The 14,426-nt window shown below is 71.2% G+C and carries 8 protein-coding genes; 4 read left to right on the top strand and 4 right to left on the bottom strand.

Features of this window, described 5'->3' with window-relative positions:
• The first annotated feature begins 126 nt into the window (after window positions 1-126).
• Window positions 127-939: a hypothetical protein gene (locus tag ACP59X_RS05910; RefSeq protein ID WP_428566195.1), complete on the top strand. Its 813-nt coding sequence runs from the start codon at window positions 127-129 to the stop codon at window positions 937-939.
• Between the two features lie 157 nt (window positions 940-1,096).
• Here ACP59X_RS05910 and ACP59X_RS05905 read toward each other — a convergent pair whose 3' ends face one another.
• The 3 genes from ACP59X_RS05905 to ACP59X_RS05895 all read right to left on the bottom strand — a co-directional run bounded on the left by ACP59X_RS05905 (window position 1,097) and on the right by ACP59X_RS05895 (window position 4,390).
• Complete coding sequence (locus ACP59X_RS05905; RefSeq protein WP_428566192.1) at window positions 1,097-2,095, bottom strand: methyltransferase; 999 nt, start codon at window positions 2,093-2,095, stop codon at window positions 1,097-1,099.
• A gap of 61 nt (window positions 2,096-2,156) precedes the next feature.
• The gene (locus ACP59X_RS05900) at window positions 2,157-3,290 is read right to left on the bottom strand and encodes a hybrid sensor histidine kinase/response regulator (protein ID WP_428566189.1); all 1,134 of its coding nucleotides are present in this window, start codon (window positions 3,288-3,290) and stop codon (window positions 2,157-2,159) included.
• Entirely contained in the window at window positions 3,287-4,390 is a 1,104-nt protein-coding gene (locus tag ACP59X_RS05895; RefSeq protein WP_428566185.1) for an HD domain-containing phosphohydrolase, read from the bottom strand. Before ACP59X_RS05895 ends, ACP59X_RS05900 begins: the two co-directional genes overlap by 4 nt.
• Before the next feature lie 162 nt (window positions 4,391-4,552).
• Here ACP59X_RS05895 and ACP59X_RS05890 point away from each other — a divergent pair, with 162 nt between their 5' ends.
• The 3 genes from ACP59X_RS05890 to ACP59X_RS05880 all read left to right on the top strand — a co-directional run bounded on the left by ACP59X_RS05890 (window position 4,553) and on the right by ACP59X_RS05880 (window position 13,535).
• Window positions 4,553-7,213 carry an HAD-IC family P-type ATPase gene (locus ACP59X_RS05890; RefSeq protein ID WP_428566182.1) on the top strand — a complete coding sequence of 887 codons (2,661 nt, stop codon included), beginning with the start codon at window positions 4,553-4,555 and terminating at the stop codon, window positions 7,211-7,213.
• A 93-nt stretch (window positions 7,214-7,306) separates the two neighbouring features.
• Window positions 7,307-9,115: an autotransporter assembly complex protein TamA gene (locus ACP59X_RS05885; RefSeq protein WP_428566179.1), complete on the top strand. Its 1,809-nt coding sequence runs from the start codon at window positions 7,307-7,309 to the stop codon at window positions 9,113-9,115.
• The gene (locus tag ACP59X_RS05880) at window positions 9,078-13,535 is read left to right on the top strand and encodes a translocation/assembly module TamB domain-containing protein (protein ID WP_428566176.1); all 4,458 of its coding nucleotides are present in this window, start codon (window positions 9,078-9,080) and stop codon (window positions 13,533-13,535) included. Before ACP59X_RS05885 ends, ACP59X_RS05880 begins: the two co-directional genes overlap by 38 nt.
• 424 nt (window positions 13,536-13,959) lie before the next feature.
• Here the strand turns inward: ACP59X_RS05880 and ACP59X_RS05875 are convergent, their stop codons facing one another.
• A complete protein-coding gene (locus ACP59X_RS05875) occupies window positions 13,960-14,424 on the bottom strand; it encodes a hypothetical protein (RefSeq protein WP_428566172.1) in 465 nt (154 codons plus the stop codon).
• Window positions 14,425-14,426 lie beyond the last annotated feature (2 nt).

Raw genomic sequence — 14,426 nt, 5'->3', positions numbered from 1 at the left:
CTCTCGCCGGGGCTGCGTTGCGCAACTATCAGATGGCCCGCATCGAAGCAACGCGCCGCGCCTGGCTAAACTCTTGCGGCCGTTGGCCGATAAGTCCGTGGCAACCGACTGCGATGCGAGGCGCCCATGCAGATCACGAGCCTGTCCACCACCCTTGCCGGGGCAACCGGCCTGCCGGCGAATTCCCGGGCGGACGGCCACGGCCTCAAGCTCGGCCGCTATTCCGAGAAAAACGAGGGCGCAACCGGGGCGACCCTTGCCGGCAAGATCCCCACGAGCACCTCCGACGTCTTCGCCAGCGACATCCTCAGTAAGCTCCAGGCCGCCCAAACGGCCAGCAACGCCGGGGCCCTCGTCGGCAGCGGCGCGGCCGGCGACCTGCAAGGCTCCCTGGCCGACGTCATCGACTACGTGCGGGAAAAACACGGCAACGCGGCGGCCACGGCCGTCATGGGCATCGTGGAAAAGGGCGTGGGCGACGGCTCCGGCGGCGAGGATGCCCTGGGCGACTCCCTGGTTTCGGCGCTCAAATTCATCGACCGCAATTTCGGCATCGCCTCGGGCGACGCGGCCATCGCCACCTTCAACGGCGCCCTCAACGACGCCGTCAACGGCTATTTCCAAAACGGCAAAAGCGAGGTTTTCTACGCCGCAACAAGCACCACCAGCGGCGCGGGGCAGGTGCAGGGCGTGCTGTCCGAGGCCCTCGACGCCGTGGCCAAGCGTTTCGGCGAGCAAACGAGCCAAGCCGTTTCGGACCTCATGACCCAAAGCCTGGAAGAAACAGGCCCGACCCGCCAGGGGCTCGGCACGGCCCTTGCCGCCGCCGACGCCTACCTGGCCGACCAGTACGGCGAGGCCGCCAACCTGGGGCTCACCACCCTGACCGGCCAGACGCCGGCCCTGGCCAAGGGCTCGGTGCTGGACCTGGCCGTCTAGCCCGGGCCGCCCGGCTTTCCCGCCCTCGACCACCGGCAGCCGCTCGGACCGATGGGGCGTGGGCCTTCCATCGCCGGCAGGCCGGCAATATTCACGCCTTCCACCAGCGGTCGCCCGGGCCGACAGGGCGTGGGCCTGGCCGCCTGGCCTGGGCTGCCTATGGCTTCTCGCCCCAGACCACCCGCGAGCCGCTCGGGCCGGTGAAATCGAGGCGGGCGACCTGGCGCGCCCCGGCCTGGGCCAGCATCTCCCGGATCGCCCCCTCGGCGTAGGCCTGGCCGCGCGGCGTGCCAAGGAGCATGTTGAGCGAAAAAAGCGCCGCGAATTCCGGCCCGTCCAGGCTGTCGTCGAGCATGAACTCGTGGACGTAGATACGGCCGCCGGAATTGAGCGCGGCCATGGCCTTGGCGATGATCGTCCGGCAGCCGTCCGGGTCCTCGGCATGGAGGATCTGGGACAGCCAGGCCACGTCGTAGCCGCCGGGCAGCGGGTCGCGCAGGTAGTTGCCGGGGGCGAAATCCACCCGGTCGGCCACGCCCAGGCGGGCGGTCACGCCGGCGGCGAATTCCCGGCTGCCGGGCAGGTCGTAGACCGTGGCCGTCATGCCCGGGTTGGCCAGGCAGAAATGGGCGGCATAGGTTCCCGGCCCGCCGCCCACGTCCAGGAGCCGCTGCCGGCCGGCCATGTCGATCATGGCGGCCAGGCGCGGGGCGATGGCCGAGGCGATGCCGTACATGGCCAGCAGGAAATCCTCCCGGGCGGCCGGGTCGCCGTGGTCGGTCATGTGGTCGCCCAAGGGGCCGCCCGTGCGCACGGCCTCGGGGAGCCTGGCCCAGGTGGCCATGATGCGGTGGTTGTGGCGCACCACATGGGCCACGCTGCGCGGCGAATCGCGGGAGAGCAGTTCCCGCGACGCCGGGGTCAAGTCGTACTGGTCCCCGGACTTGACGAGCAGCCCCATGGCGGCCAGGGCGTTTAAGAGCATGGCCAGGGCCCGGGCGTCGCAGCCGAGGATCGTGGCCAGGCCGGCGGCATCGGAAGGAGCGCGGCCAAGGGGCGTGAACACGTCGAGCATGGCCCCGGCGTGCAGGGCGCAGGCCTTCCAATAGGCGCTGGAAAGGGCGAGCAGGGAGCCGGGATCGAGCGGAGCTTCCATGGCAAACCTCACTGGTTGGCGGCGCCCGTCGTGTGTGGCCGGCTGGGGCCGGGCAAGCGCCCTAGCCGGTGGCGGCCCGGCCCGCCTCGGACTGGGGCAGGGCCAGGGTGATGGTCGTCGTACCCGTTTCGTCGGAGGTCTCCATGCGGGCGAAGCCGCCATGGGCCTCGGCGATCAGGCGGGTTGAATAGGCGCCAAGGCCGGTGCCGCCCGCCTTGCCCGCCGTGGCGTACTTGGTGAAGAACCGGGAGCGGATCTCGGCCGGCACCACGCCCTCGTTGGCGATCACGACCAGAGCCGGGTCCCCCGGGCGCAGGTCGACGGTGACGGCTTTTTCGTCCGGCGAGGCCTCCAGGGCGTTTTTGAGGCAATTGGCCAGCATGGTATAAAAAAGCAGCCGTTCGGCCCAGACCGTCACCGACGCCGTGCCGTCGTCGGGCCGGCCGTCCAGGCGCAAGGCGAAGGTGTTTTTCTTGTATCCGGCCAGGCTGGCCAGCTCCACGAACAGCCGCCGCACCACCGCCGCCGCGTCCACGGGTTCGGGGCGTAGCGTATACGTCCCCCGCTCCATCTTGAACAGGTCCAGCGACAGGTTGATCATGGACAGCATCTTGAAGCCGTTTTCCTCGATGAGCTTAAGCAGCGTCACCTGGCCGTCGCTTAAGCCCCCCTCGTCGGCAATGATGGGCGGCAGGCCGATGATACCGGTCAGCGGCGCCTTGAGGTCGTGGCGCATGATGCGGTCCACGTCCTCGCGCAACTGGGCCGCCTCCTTGAGGGCCTCGTTCTGGCGGGCCAGCGATTCCCGGGCCGCGCGCAGTTCCAGGTGGTTTTTGACCCGGGCCCGGACCACGGCCCGGCTGGTCGGCTTGACGATGTAGTCCACCGCCCCCAGCGACAGGCCCAGGGCCTCGTCCTCGGGGGCGTGGCGGGCTGTGACGAAGATGACGGGAATCCCCCGGGTGGCCGGGTCGGCCTTGAGCCGGCGGCAGACCGCGTAGCCGTCCATGTCGGGCATGACCACATCGAGGAGGATGATGTCCGGGGCAAGGCGGGCCGCCAGCTCCAGGGCGGCGGTGGCGCTTGTGGCCACATGCAGCTCGTGGCCGTCGCGCAGGTAGTCGACCAACACCCGGATGTTGGCCGGCACGTCGTCGACGATGAGTACCGACGGCTGTTTGGGGGCCGCGTTCATAAAAGGCTGGCGAGGCCGTCCTGGTCGAGGAACTCCTTTTGGATGGCTTCGAAACTGGGGAAATCGCCCATGAAGACGTCGAGGAGCCGGGGGTCGAAATGGCTGCCCCGCCCGGCCCGCATGATCTCCAGGGACTTCTCGTTGGAAAAGGCTTCCTTGTAGGGCCGCTTGCTGGTCAGGGCGTCGAAGACGTCGGCGATGGCGCAGATGCGGCCGTAAAGCGGGATGTCGTCCCCATCCAGCCCCTTGGGATAGCCCGAGCCGTCCCATTTCTCGTGGTGGGCCAAGGCGATGATCTCGCCCACGCGCAGCAGTTCGAAATTGGATTCGCCCAGGATGCGCGCCCCGAAGATGGTGTGCTTTTTCATCACTTCCCATTCGTCGGGCGTGAGCTTGGCCGGCTTTAAAAGGATGCTGTCGGGGATGCCGATCTTGCCGATGTCGTGCATGGGGCTGGCCTGCAGCACCAGGTCCACCTCGGCGTCGGGCAGGCCGAGCTTGGCCGCCAAAAGCGCGCAGTAGCGGCTCATGCGCTGGATGTGGTCGGCCGTTTCCTCGTCCTTGAATTCCGCGGCCGAGGCCAGGCGGTGAATCGTCTCCAGGTGGGCCGAAAGGATGGTGCGCTGGGACTCCTTGACGTTTTCCAGGGCCATCTTGAGGGCCGAGGTGCGCACGGCCACCATCTCCTCGAGCTCGGCCTGATAGCGCTTCACCTCGTCCTGGGACTCCTTCATCTTCAAAAGCGAGCCCATGCGCACCCGCAGCTCCGTCAGGTCGATGGGCTTGGAAATGAAGTCGTTGGCCCCGGCCTCCACGGCCTTGAGCCGGTCCTGCTTGCTCGTCAGGGCCGTGACCATGATGATGGGCACATCGGCCACGCCCGACATCTCCCGAATCCGGCGGGCCACGGTGAAACCGTCGGTTTCGGGCATCATGACGTCGAGCAGGACGAGGTCTATGCTGGTATCGAGCAGGTCGCGCGCCTCGGTGAAGGATTCGGTCAATACCGGCTCGTGGCCGAGGTTGCGCAACAAGCCGCCGATGACCCGCAGATTGATGCGTTCGTCGTCTATGGCCAGGATGCGTTTGGGCCTGTCCAACTTCCACCAGCCTTGGCAACGGTTGTTTTGTTTGACGTGGGGCCTTGCGGCCTGCAATACCCGGCATAGTAGGGCATGGGTTCCCCGGGGGTCAAGTCGTCCGGGCCGTAACGCCCCCCCTGCCCACGGGCGGCCCCAGGCCCGCAACCGCCAAGGAACACCATGCACCGCGACCCTCCGCCGCCACCCCCCTTCCATGCCCTGGACGCCGCCGCCGTGGCGGCACACTTCGAGGTCGCGCCCGACCAAGGCCTGGACGCTGCCGCCGTCGCGGCCAGGCGGGCCGCCCACGGCAAAAACGCCCTGGCCCTGCCGTCCGGGCCGGGGCCGCTGCGGCGGCTGGCTGACCAGTTCCTCCAGCCCCTGGTGCTGATCCTGCTGGCGGCGGCCACGGCGTCGGCCTTCCTCGGCCATCTCCTCGACGCCGGGGTCATCTTCGCCGTGGTCGTGGTCAACGCCGTGCTGGGCTACATCCAGGAGGCCAAGGCCGTCTCCGCCCTGGCCGCCCTGTCCCGCTCCATGGTGGCCACGGCCGAGGTCCTGCGGGACGGCGCCTTCGGCACCATCGCGGCCGAGGAACTGGTGCCCGGCGACGTGGTACGGCTGCGGGCCGGCGACCGCGTGCCGGCCGATGCGCGCCTGGTGTCGGCCACGTCCCTGCGCATCGACGAATCGGCCTTGACCGGCGAATCCGCGCCCGTGGACAAGTCCCCCGAGCCCGTGGAGGAAGCGGCGCTGCTGGCCGACCGGACGTGCATGGCCTACGCCGCCACCGTGGCCACGGCCGGGGTGGGGCTGGGCCTTGTCACGGCCACCGGCGCCGCGGCCGAAATCGGGCGCATCGCCACGCTGACCGCCGAGGCCGACGCCCTGGCCACGCCGCTCACCCGGGCCATCGCCCGCTTTTCCAGCCGGCTGCTGGTGGCCATCCTGCTGCTGGCCGGCCTGTGCTTCGCCGTGGGCGTCGCCCGGGGCGAGGCGCCGGCGGCCATGTTCATGGCCGCCGTGGCCCTGGCCGTGGGCGCCATCCCCGAGGGCCTGCCCGCCGCCGTCACCGTCATCCTGGCCATGGGCGTGTCGCGCATGGCCGCCCGCAAGGCCATCATCCGCCACCTGCCGGCCGTGGAGACCCTGGGCTCGACCACGGTGGTGTGCTCGGACAAGACCGGCACCCTGACCCAAAACCGCATGACCGTGGTGGAACTGTTCGCAACCGGCCGGCACTGGCGCCTGGACGTCGGGGCATTCGTCCCCGAAAGCCCCGACGCGGCGGACAGCCAGGCCGGGCAGGCCCTGGCGGACCTGCTGCGCGGCGCGACCCTGTGCAACGATGCCGCCCCGGCCAGCGACGGCCAGGGGTTCGTCGGCGACCCGACCGAAACGGCCCTGCTGGCCGCCGCCCAGACCGCCGGCCTGGACGTGGCCGCCAGCCGGGCGAAGCGGCCCCGCCTGGCCGAGGCGCCCTTCGATTCGGCCACCATGTTCATGGCCACCCTCAACAGCGGCCCCCAGGCCGAGGCGCCGCCGACACTGCACCTCAAGGGCTCGGCCGAGGCCGTGCTGGCCCGCTGCGCCCTGCCCGGCCCCGACGGGGTCGCGGCCGTGCGCCGTGTCGCCGATGCCATGGGCCGGCGGGGGCTGCGCGTCCTGGCCGTGGCTGCCAAGGCCCTGGCGCCGCAAACGCAGCACATCCCCGAGGGCGGCCTCGACGCCGGCTTCACCTTTCTGGGGCTCGTGGCCATGATCGACCCGCCGCGCCCCGAGGCGATGGCCGCCGTGGCCGCCTGCCGCCGGGCCGGGGTCATGGTCAAGATGATCACCGGCGACCACGTGGCCACGGCGGCGGCCATCGCCGAAGCGCTCGGCCTGGCCGGCACGGGGCCGGTCGTGGCCATGTCCGGGGCCGACATCGAGGCCACGGGCGACGACGCCCTGCCCGCCCGGGCCGAGGGCACCCAGGTCTTCGCCCGGGTCTCGCCCCAGCAGAAGCTGCGCCTAGTCAAGGCCTTCCAGTCAAAGGGACACGTCACGGCCATGACCGGCGACGGCGTCAACGACGCCCCGGCCCTCAAGCAGGCCGACATCGGCCTGGCCATGGGCCGCGCCGGCACCGAGGCGGCCAAGGAAGCCGCCGACATGGTCCTGGCCGACGACAATTTCGCCACCATCGCCGCCGCCGTGGAGGAAGGCCGGGGGGTCTTCGACAACCTGGTCAAGTTCCTGGTCTGGACCCTGCCGACCAACCTGGGCGAGGGGCTGGTGGTGCTCGCGGCCGTCCTGGGCGGCCTGCCCCTGCCCATTGCGCCCATCCAGATCCTGTGGATCAACATGACCACGGCCGGCAGCCTCGGCCTCATGCTCGCTTTCGAGCCCTGGGAGCTCGGCGTCATGGACCGGCCTCCCCGCGATCCGCGCCGGCCCATCCTGGGGCCGAGGCTGGCCCGCCGGGTGGCGCTGATGGGCCTGCTGCTGCTCGGCGCCTCCTTCGGCCTCTACGAATGGGAACTGGCCGGCGGCGGCAGCGAAGTGCAAGCCCGCACCGTGGCGGTCAACGTCTTCGTGGCCATGGGCGCGACCTACCTCATAAGCTGCCGCACGCTTTCCCGGCCGGCCCTGTCGCTGCCCCTTTCGGGCAACCCGTATGTGTTGTGGGGCATCGGGGCGGCCCTGGCCCTGCAACTGGCCTTCACCTACGTCCCGCCCCTGGCCGGCGTGTTCGAGGCGGCGCCCCTTGGCGCCATGGCCTGGCTGCGGGTGGCCGGGGTGGCGGTGGCGGGCTTTATCGTCATGGAGGCCGAAAAGATGCTCGGCCGGCGCAACTGACCCAGCCCTCCCGGTTGCTTGGCCGCCATGCCTCGTGATACTGTCGTTTTCAGGGGGAGCCGCTTTCGCAGGGAAGCGCCGCATTCGTTTTCCATGGGCACCTTCATCCGCCTCGCCTGTGCCGTCGCCCTGGTCCTGACCCTTTGCGGACCGGGAATGTCCCTGGCGGCAACCAAGACCGCCCCGTCGCGGACGCCGGCGGGTCTGGCCTACGTGGTGCGCTACGACGGCGAGCTTGCATCGGAAACCCTCGACCTCCTCAAGCAGGTCTCCAAGGCCGAAAGCCTCATCCAAAGCCCGCCCGATTCCCTGCTGCTCCTGGAGCGCCGGGCCGAGGAAGACAAGGCCAACTTCGCCAAGGTCTTCCAGTCCGACGGCTATTTCGCCGCCACCATCGCCGCCAGCATCGACCAGGCCGCCACCCCGGCCGTGCTGACCTACGCCATAGTCCCCGGCCCGCGCTTTACCCTGCGCCGGGTGACCCTCGACCCGCCGGGCGCCGACCTGCCCGGCCCGGCCGCCCTCGGCCTGACCGTGCCGTCGCCCTTTGCGGCCAAGGCCGTGGTGGAAGCCGAGGCGAAGATCACCGAGATCCTGCACCGCCAGGGCCATCCCTACGCCAAGGTGGCCGAGCGGCGGGTCACGGCGGATTTCGCCGACCACGACGTGGCCGTGGCCTGGGTGATCGACGCCGGCCCCCGGGCGACCTTCGGCCCGGCCCGCTTTTCCGGGCTGACCTCGGTCAAGGAAACCTACCTGGCCGGGCTGGTGCCCTGGGCCGAAGGGCAGCCCTACGACGTCGACCTGGTGACCCGCCTGCGCAAAAAACTCGTCTCCCTCGACCTTTTCACCCTGGTGACGGCCGAACCGGCCCCCGAGCCCGAGCCCGACGGCCGGGTGCCCATCCTCGTCACCGTGGCCGAACGCAAGCACCGCACCATCAAGGGCGGCGTGGACTACAAGACCGACGAAGGCCCCGGGGCCAACCTCAGCTGGGAGCACCGCAACCTCTTCGGCGGCGGCGAGAAGCTCTCCGTGGCCGCCAGCGCCTCGGCCATCGAGCAGTTCGGCGAGGCCTCCTTCGAGAAGCCGGATTGCATCACGCCCAAGGAGCTGTTCAAGGCCAAGGTCCGGGTCGCCGACGAGAACAAGAAGGCCTACCAAGGCCAAAACGCCCAGGCCACCGGGACCATCCGCCGCCAGTTCACCGAGTCCTTCTCGGCCGCCGCCGGCCTGGGCTACCGGGCCTCGCGCATCGAAAAGGACCAGTCGCGGCCCTGGGAGGACGACAAGCGCTACGGCTTCGTGTTCGTGCCCGTGGAAGCGGGCTACGATACCCGAAACGACGTGCTCGACCCGCAAAAGGGGCTCCAGGCAACCGGCTCCCTCGCCCCCTACTGGGGCACCCTGGCCGGCGGCCCCAACTTCGTGCGGCCGGAATTCTCCCTGGCCAACTATTTCAAGCTGGCCGACAAGCCCGGCCTGGTCCTGGCCACCCGGGTCATCGGCGGGGCCAACATCGGCACCGACCGCGACAACGTCTCGCCGGACCTGCGCTACTATGCCGGCGGTTCGGGCTCCATCCGCGGCTACCCCTACCAGACCGTGGGGCCGCTTCGGGGCAACACCCCCGTGGGCGGCGGCTCGGTGCTCACCTTCTCCACGGAACTGCGCTTGCGGGTTACGGAACTCATCGGCATCGTCCCCTTCCTCGACGGCGGCACGGCCTTCGAAACCGCCCTGCCGCCCTACAACCAGCCCATCCTGCTCGGCGCGGGCCTGGGCGTGCGCGTCTACACCCCCGTCGGCCCCGTGCGCCTGGACGTGGCCACGCCCGTGACGCCGCGCAAGGACATCGACGACATTGCCCAATTCTACTTCAGCATCGGACAATCCTTCTAGCCGGACCCCGCCCGGCCGCCCGGCCCCGGGGAGGCGCCGGCGATACGGCCGCCTGCTCGCCCTCTGTTGTGGCGGCTGCGCCGGCCTGCTCGTACTCGTCTGGCTGGCGCTGCTCACGCCGGTTGGCCTTGGCGGCGCGGCCTTTGTCGCCGAAAAAGCCATCCAGGCCGCAACGGGCCTCACCGCCACCATCCGCGACGTCTCGGGCACCCTGCCCTTTTCCCTGCGCGTGGGCCGCTTCGCCCTGGCCGACGGCAAGGGGGCCTGGCTTATCGTGAGCGACGCCCACTTCGCCTGGTCGCCCCTGGCCCTGCTGCGCGGGCGGGTGGTCATAAACGACCTCTCGGCCGACATCGTGCGCCTGCGCCGCCCGCCGGACCTGCCGCCGGCCAAGGAGAGCCCGGCCAGCCTGGAATGGCCGCCGCGCTTTCCGCGCCTGCCGGCCATCCTCGTGGACCGGCTGGCCGTGGGCCGGATCATCCTCGACGCGCCTGTCGCCGGCCAGGACGCCGTCCTTTCCCTTGCGGGCCGACTGGCCGAATCCGGGTCCGGCGCCGTGGGCCTTGCGCTGGACGCCAGGCGCCTGGACGGCGACAAGCCCCTGACCCTGCGCCTGGGGGGGGCGCTCAATTACGCCGACTGGAAACTGGCGGTCAAAGCCGGCCTCCAGGACGCGCCCGGGGGCCTTCTCGCCGCGGCCCTGGCCGGACCGCAGGCCGGGGCCCTCGACGTGGCCCTGACCGGCGACGGTTCCCTTGCCTCCTGGAAGGGGACGCTTGCCGCCAAACTGGCCGACGCGCCCGTGCTGCGGGCCGACCTGGGCCTGGCCGTGCCCCTTGAAAAAAATGCCACGGCCGCCTTTTCCCTGGAGGCCGGCCTGACGCCACCGGCGGGGCTCTTGCCGGACGCCCTCGCCCGGCTCGTGGGCCAGGCGCCCACCTGCCGCCTGGCCGGCCGCTTCGGCATCGTATCCGGGGAATTCGACCTGGACCGGGCGGAACTGACCGCCGCCGCCGGAACCCTGGCCGCCACGGCCCACCTGCCGGCCGACGGCAAAACCCTGGCCGGCCAGGTCCGGGTCGCCGTGCCGGATGCCGCCGTGCTCGACCCGTCCCTGGCCGGAAGCCTGGCCGTGACGGGGACGGCCTCGGGCGCAATGGACAAGCCGAAACTGGTGACGGAACTGTCCGCCAAGGGCTTTGCCGCCGGCCCGGTCCGCCTGGCCACGGCCACGCTTGCCGCCACGGCCGAACCGGCCGGTTCCCTGGACGGGGCCTTCCCCGGGGCGGGGCTGCGCCTTTCCGGCGCCATCGAAGGCCTGGCCGGCCCCGAGGGCACAAGCCTGCTCGGCCAGCGCCTGGACCTGTCCCTGGAGGCGGCCGTGGACGGCAGCGGCGCCGTCACTTCCGGCTCCGGCCGCATCGTCGGCCCGGGCGGGGCCATTCGCCTGGCCAACCTGCGCTACGCCGGGGAAAGCCTTTCGGGCGACCTGGACCTGACCCTGGCCGACGTGGCCGGCGCGGCCTCCCTGGCCGGCCTGCGCCTGACGGGCGGGCTGACCCTGGCCGCCGCGGTCACGGCCGACGCCGCCGGACAGGGAAAAGCCCGAGCCCGGCTGGGTCTGACCGGACTTGCGAGCCCGACGGGCGGGCCGCGCGACCCCCTCGGCCAGGTGCTGGCCGCCCTGCTCGGCCCGGCGCCGACCCTGTCCCTGGACGCCGCCTTTTCCCCCAAGGGCGCCACGGTGGACGACCTCAAACTGACCGGCAAGGCCCTGTCCCTGGCCGGCTCGGCCCGCTTCGACGCCCCCGGCGAAACCCTGGCCGCCAAGCTGGCTCTGGCGGCCCCGGACCTGGCCGTGCTCGGCCCGGCCCTGGAGGCCAAGGCCGGCGGCACCTTTTCCTGCGACATCGAAGCCTCGGGCAAGGCCGCCTCGCCCAGGGTCGTGGTCAAGGCCACCGCCGACAAGCTCGTCTTCGACGACCTGGCCCTGGCCGGGGCGACCATCGAAGGCACGGTCGACGACCTGGCCGGCAACGCCTCCGGCAAGCTGGCCCTGGCCGCCCGGCGCGAGGGCGAAACGGCCCGGCTGGACACGGCCATCGCCCTGGCCGGCAACCGGCTGGCCATCAAGGACCTGCGCCTGGCCGCCCCGGAGGCCGCCTTTACCGGCGAGGCGACCATCGCCCTGGACAGCGGCCGGGTGAGCGGCAAGCTTTCCGGCAACGCCGCCAACCTGGCCGGCCTTGGCCGGTTCACGGGGCAACACCTGGCCGGCAGCCTCAAGCTGGCCCTGACCGCCGAGGCCGCCCGGGACGGCCAGCGCCTGACCTGCGACCTGACCGCCGCCAACCTGGCCGTGCCGGGGGTCAGCGCCACCCGGCTGACCGTGGCCGCCGACCTGGCGAATGCCACGGCCACCCCCCGGGGCAAGGCCACGGTGTCGGGCTCGGGCCTGGCCGTCGGCGGCCTGAACCTGGCCGGCCTGAACCTGACCGCCTCGGGCGACGGCAAGGCCCTGGCGGCCAGCCTCGAGGCCAAGGGCACCATTCCCGGGGAAAAGGCCCTGGAGGTCGCGGCCAAGCTGTCCCTGGCCACGGCCGGCAAGGCCCAAAAAATCACCGTGACGGCGCTTTCCGGCAGCCTCGACAAGCGCCGTTTCGCCCTGGCCGCCCCGGCCGTGGTCGGGCTCGAAGGCGACAACGTGAGCCTCGGCTCCCTGGCCCTGTCCTTCGACAAGGCCAAAATCGAGGCCTCGGGCAACCTTTCGGGGCGCGCCGTCGCGGCCAAGGCCACGGTGTCCGGGCTGCCGCTGCCCCTGCTGGCCAGCTTCGGCCTGGCCGGGGTGGGCGGCACGGCCACGGCCACGGCGACCGTTTCCGGCCCGCCCCAGCGCCCGGAGGTGGCCGTGGAGGCCCGGGTGGACGGGCTGGTGCTGGCGGCGGAAAAAAGCAAGGACCTGCCGTCCCTGGCCGTGCGGGCCAAGGCGGCCATCGGCGGCGGCAAGGCCTCGGTGACCGCTACAATCGCGCCCACGGGCAAGAAGGAGGCCGTGACCCTGGAGGCGGCCCTGCCGGTCCGTTTCGCCCTGTCGCCCTTTGCCTGGGACATGCCGGCCAGTGGCGCCCTGTCGGGCCGCATCACCGCCGACAGCGACTTGAGCCAAATGGCCGTGCTTCTGGCCCAGGCCAACACCCGCATCGACGGCCGGCTGTCGGCGGACATGCGCCTGGGTGGCACCCTGGCCGCGCCGTCGGTTTCGGGCAACCTGGCCCTGGCCGCCAAAAGTCTCGAAAACGCCGACGCCGGGCTGGTCCTGCGCAACGTCACCATGCGCGCCGAGGCGGCCGGTGGCGTGCTGACCGTCAGCCAGGCCGGCGGCCAGGACGGGCGCGGCGGGAGCTTCTCCCTTTCGGGCACGGTCGGCGTGGCGGATTTGAGCAACGGGCCGGTGGACCTGGCCCTGACCCTGACCCGGCTGCGGGTGGCCGGCCTGGACCTGGCCACGGTCACGGCCGACGGCAAGGTGACGGTGACCGGCACCCTGTCGCGCCTGCGGGCCGGCGGCACGATCACCCTGGGGCCGGCGGACATCAACCTGCCCACCTCCATGCCGCCCGAGGTGACGGTCATCCCGGTCACCTACGTCAATGACCCCAATGCCCCGAAAAAAAAGGGCAAGGCCGCCCCGCCGGCCGCGGCGCGCCATATCGACCTCGATGTGACCGTGGCCCTGGGCCAGGCCGTGTACGTGCGCGGCCTGGGGCTGGAATCGCGCTGGGGCGGCCAGGTCGCGGTTACGGGCACGGCCGCCGCGCCCAAGGTGGTGGGCAAGTTCTCCGTGGAAAAGGGCCGGGTGGAACTGTTCGGCAGCAACCTCGACATCGCCAAGGGCGAGATCGTTTTCCACGGCGAAAACCCGCCCGCGCCGGTCATCGACATCCTGGCCGAAAACACGACCAACGACGTCATGGCCGGGGTGGCCATCACCGGCGACGCCACCAACCCCTCCATCAACCTGGTCTCCCAGCCGACCCTGTCCCACGACGACATCCTCGCCCGCATCCTTTTCGGCCAAAGCGCGGCCAACCTCTCGCCCCTACAGGCGGCCCAGCTGGCCCAGGCCGCCGCCTCCCTCTACGCCGGCGGCACGCCGACGAGCCTGCTGGCCCGCACCCGCCGCATCCTGGGCCTCGACCAGCTGACCCTGGTCTCGGGCAAGGGCGGCATCTCCTCCACCGTGCTCAAGGCCGGCAAGGAGATCGTCAAGGGCGTGACCGTGGGCGTGGAGCAGGGCATGGGCGCCCAGACCGGGGCCGTGTCCGTGGAGGTGCAGGTCACCCCCAACATCACCATCGACAGCCGAGTGGGCGCCAACAACAAGCAGGGCGTGGGCGTCAACTGGAAGTGGGACTACTAGCCCGGCCCCGGGGCTCGGGCGTTGCCCGGGCGCGGGATGGTCGGGTCGGGGCTGCCGGGCGGGCGGTTACCGGACGCGGGTTGACCGACGGATGGTTCCCGGACGGAAATTTGTCGCGCACGGGGGAGCGAACGGGCAATCCCCGTGTGGGTGTTTCCTGGGCGCGCGACCACCGGCTGGGCACGTGCCGGACGGATGGCCGCCGGGCGCGGGGCCGCCTCGGGCAAGGGAATCCCTGGCGCGGGCGGGGGTGTCGGTCGTTGACGCGCAGGTTCGCCGGCATCCAGTGGGAATCCCTGGCGCGGGCGGGGGTGTCCGCGCCCCGGGCCGGCAGCGGGCGGGGGTGTCCGCGCCCCGGGCCGGCAGCGGGCGGGGGTGTCCGCGCCCCGGGCCGGCAGCGGGCGGGGCGCGGACGGAAAAGGCGCTATTGGCCCTTTTGCTGGTCGAGCTGCTTTTTGAGGCCTTCGCCGTACTTGCGGGACTGGAGGATGATCTCGTCCACCTTGTCGCCGCGCACCTGCATCATGGCGATGCGGTAGGCGCCGTCGATGGGGATCATGGCGTTTTTGGAATCCGCGTACAAGGCGTTCATGGCCGCGATGATCCGGTCGGGCTCCATGCCGGCGTAGGTGTTGAAGCAGTCGCGGAAATGGGTCTCGATGTCCTGGGGTTTGGCATCCTTCTGGAAGGTGCTCAGGTCCGAACAGATGGCCCGGGCGGCCGTGGCCAAGCCGAACAGGAAGGATTTCTTTTCCTTCTCCGAATAGCTGGTCCAGGCGTGGGCGAAGGTGGCCGCGCCGCCACCCGAGGAAGGCGAGGCGGCCTGGGCCGGAACGCGCAGGAGGACGAGGGCAAACACAACGGCAAGCAGCAAAGCCTTTTTGGACATGA

Source organism: Solidesulfovibrio sp. DCME, assembly GCF_049995385.1.
In the GTDB taxonomy this organism is placed as follows: domain Bacteria; phylum Desulfobacterota; class Desulfovibrionia; order Desulfovibrionales; family Desulfovibrionaceae; genus Solidesulfovibrio.
This window is presented reverse-complemented; position numbering and strand designations above follow the sequence as displayed.

What these genes read in the sequence shown, in the direction of transcription:
- ACP59X_RS05910 (WP_428566195.1), top strand. Translation starts at nt 127, where the DNA reads ATGCAGATCACGAGCCTGTCCACCACCCTTGCCGGGGCAACCGGCCTG.
- ACP59X_RS05905 (WP_428566192.1), bottom strand. Translation starts at nt 2,095, where the DNA reads ATGGAAGCTCCGCTCGATCCCGGCTCCCTGCTCGCCCTTTCCAGCGCC.
- ACP59X_RS05900 (WP_428566189.1), bottom strand. Translation starts at nt 3,290, where the DNA reads ATGAACGCGGCCCCCAAACAGCCGTCGGTACTCATCGTCGACGACGTG.
- ACP59X_RS05890 (WP_428566182.1), top strand. Translation starts at nt 4,553, where the DNA reads ATGCACCGCGACCCTCCGCCGCCACCCCCCTTCCATGCCCTGGACGCC.
- ACP59X_RS05885 (WP_428566179.1), top strand. Translation starts at nt 7,307, where the DNA reads ATGGGCACCTTCATCCGCCTCGCCTGTGCCGTCGCCCTGGTCCTGACC.
- ACP59X_RS05875 (WP_428566172.1), bottom strand. Translation starts at nt 14,424, where the DNA reads ATGTCCAAAAAGGCTTTGCTGCTTGCCGTTGTGTTTGCCCTCGTCCTC.